Here is a 4,382-nt window from a genome sequence, read left to right as displayed (position 1 = left end):
CACTCATGATCAACACCTCTCAGTCAGGTGTTGCACCAATTCCTTGAATCTGAGACGGCGAATCGGCCACATTGGCTGGTCTCGGGGTCGCTTTTCAGGGGCTCAGCCCGTCAGGCCAACGGCCGGCTGCCCGCGCCGCCCATCCCAAACAGGACCCGGCGGCGCCGCCCGGGCCGGCCACCGCCCCGGTCAGCGTCCCTGGCGGGTCGCCACCCGGGCCGGCTCGGTGGCCGTCAGCACCGCTCCTACTTCGCGAACCGGACGAGGGCCACCGTGCCGCTGAGGGCGAGGACGAAGCCGAGCACCGCCCAGGGCACGTCTGCGGGGCGGACGGCGTCCCCGAGCAGCCACAGGCCGAGCAGCGAGGGCACGACCATCTCGCTCACGAACGTGACCGCGGTGACCATGGTGACCGACCCCCGCTGCAGCGCGAGGGCGAAGCAGGCCGTCCCGAGGACGCCTTGCAGCACGACCGCCCAGAGCAGCGGCGAGCCGATCAGGCTCCAGTCCCAGGACTCGCCGCTGAGGCCGCGCGAGGCGACGGCCACCCCGGTCCACGCAAGGCCGGCTGCCGCGGCCAGGACGGGAGCTGCTGCCGCAGACCTCAGGCGGGAGCCGACTGCTCCGACCACGAGCGGGACCACGCCGCCGAGCAAGATGACCCACTGCGCCTGCGTCGGCAGGCGTACGGCCCGCTCCGCGTTCGCCGTCAGGCAGAGGAGCACCAGTCCGGCGCCGAGGACCGCGAGGGCGGTCCAGTCCCGGCGGCGCAGCCGCTCACCCCGGAGGCTCGCCACGACGGCCGTCACCCCGACGCTGCCGGTGACGATGGACTGGACCACGAACAGCGGCAGCTCGCGCAGCGCGACGACGTTGGCCACGAAGGCGACGGCATCGGCGCCCAGACCGGCTAGGTAGGGCAGCTGGACCAGGATCGCCGCGAGCCCGCCGACGCCGACGGCCTGCGCGGTCCGCCGGGCGCCCACCGACTGCAGGACCGACGCGACGCCGTAGCCAAGACAGGCCAGCACGGCGGCGACCCAGCTGAGGGCGACCATCAGTTGTGGGTGGGAGGGTAGCGACACGAACGGGCCGCGCACGAGGTGCGCGGCCCGATCGTCGTCGTCATCAGCGGGAGCTGAGGAGGAAGGTCACTCCGCGTCCGGCTTGGTCCGGCTGGGGTCGAGCGGCAGGCCCGGGCCCATCGTGGTCGAGAGCGTGACCTTACGCAGGTAGCGACCCTTGGAGGCACTCGGCTTGAGCCGGAGGACCTCGTCCAGCGCCGCGAAGTAGTTCTCCTCGAGCTGCGCGGTGCTGAAGGAGGCCTTGCCGATGATGAAGTGCAGGTTCGCGTGCCGGTCGGCCCGAAACTCGATCTTGCCGCCCTTGATCTCGGTGACGGCCTTGGCCACGTCGATGGTGACCGTACCGGTCTTCGGGTTGGGCATCAGGCCGCGCGGGCCGAGCACCCGGCCCAGCCGGCCGACCTTGCCCATCAGGTCCGGGGTAGCCACGACGGCGTCGAAGTCGAGGTAGCCGCCGGCCACCTTCTCGATCAGCTCGTCGGACCCGACCTCGTCGGCTCCGGCCGCCTCGGCGGCGGCCGCCCGGTCACCGGTGGCGAAGACGAGGACGCGTGCGGTCTTGCCGGTGCCGTTGGGCAGGTTCACCGTGCCGCGGACCATCTGGTCGGCCTTGCGGGGGTCGATCCCCAGCCGCATCGAGACGTCGACCGTCTCGTCGAACTTGGCCTTGGTGTTGGCCTTGGCGAACTCCATCGCCTCGGCCGGCACATAGAGCTTGGCGTCGTCGATCTTCTCGGCGACGGCGGTGTAGGTCTTGCTGCGCTTCATGTTCTGGTTTCCTTTCACCAGTTCTGGTCCGGACCGCGCGGGCCCTCCCAGGATTCAATGGGTATTGAGTTGTGGTCCTGCGACAAGCTCAACCAACGCTACTCAGCCACGACCGGAGATCGCGCCGCTCTCGAAAGGAGCATCTGGTGAAACACGCCTTTCGTTTCACCAGATGCGACGTCGCGAGCGGGCCAGAGCGATCTCCGCGACCGAGCGGAGCGAGGTCAGTTAGACACCGTGACGCCCATGCTGCGTGCGGTGCCTTCGATGATCTTCATCGCGGCGTCGACGTCGTTGGCGTTCAGGTCCGGGAGCTTGGTGGTGGCGATCTCACGGACCTGGTCGCGGGTGATCTTGCCGACCTTGGTGGTCTGCGGGACGCCGGAGCCCTTGGTGACGCCGGCAGCCTTCTTGATCATCTCCGCGGCGGGCGGGGTCTTGGTGACGAACGTGAAGCTGCGGTCCTCGAAGATGGTGATCTCGACGGGGATGACGTTGCCGCGCTGCGGCTCGGTCGCGGCGTTGTAGGCCTTGCAGAACTCCATGATGTTCACGCCGTGCGGGCCGAGGGCGGTACCCACCGGCGGTGCTGGCGTGGCCGCGCCCGCGTTCAAGGCGATCTTGACGAGGGCGGCGACCTTCTTCTTGGGAGGCATTTCTCGGTCCTTCGTGGTGTGCGGTGGACGTGGTCGCCCGCCGCGATGACGTGCCGGGACGGGATGTCCCGGCGGTGGTGGTGGGCCTAGGCCCGGTGGTCTGACCTTCTGGAGCTCATACCTTCTGGATCTGCGGGAAGGTCAGGTCGACCGGGGTCTCGCGGCCCAGGATCTCGACCAGCGCCTTGAGTCGCTGGTTGTTGACGTTGATCTCGGTGATGGTGGCGTGCACCCCGGCGAACGGGCCGTCGACCACCATCACGGAGTCACCGACCTCGAAGTCGGCCACCTCGATCTTCTTCTTGCGCCGGCTGGGCGAGTCCGTCCCTGCCGTCGCCGCGGCGACGACCGCCGGAGCGAGCATCTTCTCGACCTCGTCGTGGCTCAACGGCACCGGCGAGTTCGAGTGGCCGACGAAGCCGGTGACCGAGGGCGTGTGTCGCACGGTCGACCAGGACTCGTCGGTGAGGTCCATCCGGACCAGCACGTAGCCGGGCAGCACGGTCCGCTTGATCTGCTTGCGCTGGCCGTTGCGGATCTCGGTGACCTCTTCGGTCGGCACGACGATCTCGTAGATGAAGTCCTCCATGTTGAGCGAGGACACCCGGTTCTCGAGGTTCTGCAGCACCCGGTTCTCCATCCCGGAGTAGGTGTGCACCACGTACCAGTCGCCGAGCTTGGCGTGCAGCTCGGTCCGGAAGGCCTCGAGCGCGTCCCGGCCGACGTCGGACTCGGAGTCGTCCTCGTCCTCTTCGGCGGGCTCCGGCTCGGGGTCGGGCTGGCCGAAGTTCAGGTCGATGTCGTCGTCGGTGCCGGCCACCTGGGGGGTGCTGGAGCCGGCGAAGTTGAGGTCGATGCCGGAGTCGTCGTCGCGGTCGCTGGGGGTGTACGTCCCGAGGTCGACGTCGAAGTCGTCCTCACTACCGCGCGCGGTCGAACCCGCCAGCGGGTCCGCGGCCGAGCGCGGCTCTTCGGCTGACTCGGTGTCTGACACGTGAAACTCTCCGTTACTGGTGGGGTTGGGGGTCATCAGCTGAAGGCCCGGAAGATCGCCCAGCCCATGCCCAGGTCGAGCAGGCTGACGTAGGCGATCACGAACAGCACGAAGACCAGCACGACCACGAAGTAGTTGAGCAGCTGCTGACCGGTCGGGTAGACGACCTTGCGCAGCTCGCCGACCGACTCGCGGACGAACGTGACGGGTCCCGTACGGGTCGGCTTGGCCGGCCGGTCGCGGGACGGGGTGGGGGTGTTCTTGGCCTTGGGGGCCGGACGCCGCTCACGGCTGCGGTCGACGGTCGAACCGACCGCTCCCGCGCCGACCGGCTCCAACGTCTTGGTCTCGCTGGTCTCGTCCTCGTCGAAGTCACTGGCGAGCTCGGCCTCGGCGGCGGGTCCCTCCAGGTCGGCGACGTCCTCGCGGCCGGCGGTGTCGTAGCCCGAGGCGGCAAGATCGGTGCCACTGGGCTCGGCCACCTCGTCATCACGGGGCGCGTCCGGGTGACCAAGAGCGTGAGCGCCCGCAGAGGTCGAGCCGTCGGCGAGGGTCGGCTCCTCAGCCGTACCCTCATCTTCCTTGTCCGCCACTCCTGAGACCTTTCCTTGCTTGACGAGTCCGCAGGGCAAGAGGGACTTGAACCCACAACCTTCGGTTTTGGAGACCGATGCTCTGCCAATTGAGCTATTGCCCTTCGGCGCCTCCCACCGGCGGCTCGGTCGCACTGAGGGCGCACGAAGACACTGGTGATCCTCACCAAGGGGCCGAGTATATCGACGTCCCGGGTCCGAGTCGAACCGGAGGCTTGAGCATCCGAGCTGCGCCGCTGAGGCTACCGGGACCCGTACCCGCGGTCTCGGAGTGGACGAGCAGGTC

5 protein-coding genes and 1 tRNA gene are annotated in these 4,382 nt (G+C 68.7%); all 6 read right to left on the bottom strand.

Annotation, left to right across the window (positions count from 1 at the left end; genetic code table 11):
* Positions 1–245 precede the first annotated feature (245 nt).
* The gene (locus tag ACFE76_RS20000; RefSeq protein WP_375433543.1) at positions 246–1,058 is read right to left on the bottom strand and encodes a hypothetical protein; all 813 of its coding nucleotides are present in this window, start codon (positions 1,056–1,058) and stop codon (positions 246–248) included.
* Between the two features lie 93 nt (positions 1,059–1,151).
* Entirely contained in the window at positions 1,152–1,853 is a 702-nt protein-coding gene (gene rplA, locus ACFE76_RS19995) for a 50S ribosomal protein L1 (RefSeq protein ID WP_375433542.1), read from the bottom strand.
* Positions 1,854–2,077: 224 nt separating this feature from the next.
* The gene (rplK, locus tag ACFE76_RS19990; protein WP_375433541.1) at positions 2,078–2,509 is read right to left on the bottom strand and encodes a 50S ribosomal protein L11; all 432 of its coding nucleotides are present in this window, start codon (positions 2,507–2,509) and stop codon (positions 2,078–2,080) included.
* Between the two features lie 115 nt (positions 2,510–2,624).
* Positions 2,625–3,539, bottom strand: coding sequence for a transcription termination/antitermination protein NusG (gene nusG / locus ACFE76_RS19985; protein ID WP_375433540.1), 915 nt, complete (start codon positions 3,537–3,539; stop codon positions 2,625–2,627).
* Positions 3,539–4,096 carry a preprotein translocase subunit SecE gene (gene secE / locus ACFE76_RS19980; protein ID WP_375433539.1) on the bottom strand — a complete coding sequence of 186 codons (558 nt, stop codon included), beginning with the start codon at positions 4,094–4,096 and terminating at the stop codon, positions 3,539–3,541. Before secE ends, nusG begins: the two co-directional genes overlap by 1 nt.
* Positions 4,097–4,127: 31 nt before the next feature.
* Positions 4,128–4,200, bottom strand: a tRNA-Trp gene (locus tag ACFE76_RS19975).
* Between the last annotated feature and the right edge of the window lie 182 nt (positions 4,201–4,382).

This window comes from uncultured Friedmanniella sp. (assembly GCF_964244005.1).
Taxonomy (GTDB): domain Bacteria; phylum Actinomycetota; class Actinomycetes; order Propionibacteriales; family Propionibacteriaceae; genus Microlunatus.
This window is presented reverse-complemented; position numbering and strand designations above follow the sequence as displayed.

Bases quoted from the DNA above. Each gene is read 5' to 3' on its own strand.
- ACFE76_RS20000 (WP_375433543.1), bottom strand. From the start codon at position 1,058: ATGGTCGCCCTCAGCTGGGTCGCCGCCGTGCTGGCCTGTCTTGGCTAC.
- rplA (WP_375433542.1), bottom strand. From the start codon at position 1,853: ATGAAGCGCAGCAAGACCTACACCGCCGTCGCCGAGAAGATCGACGAC.
- rplK (WP_375433541.1), bottom strand. From the start codon at position 2,509: ATGCCTCCCAAGAAGAAGGTCGCCGCCCTCGTCAAGATCGCCTTGAAC.
- nusG (WP_375433540.1), bottom strand. From the start codon at position 3,539: ATGACCCCCAACCCCACCAGTAACGGAGAGTTTCACGTGTCAGACACC.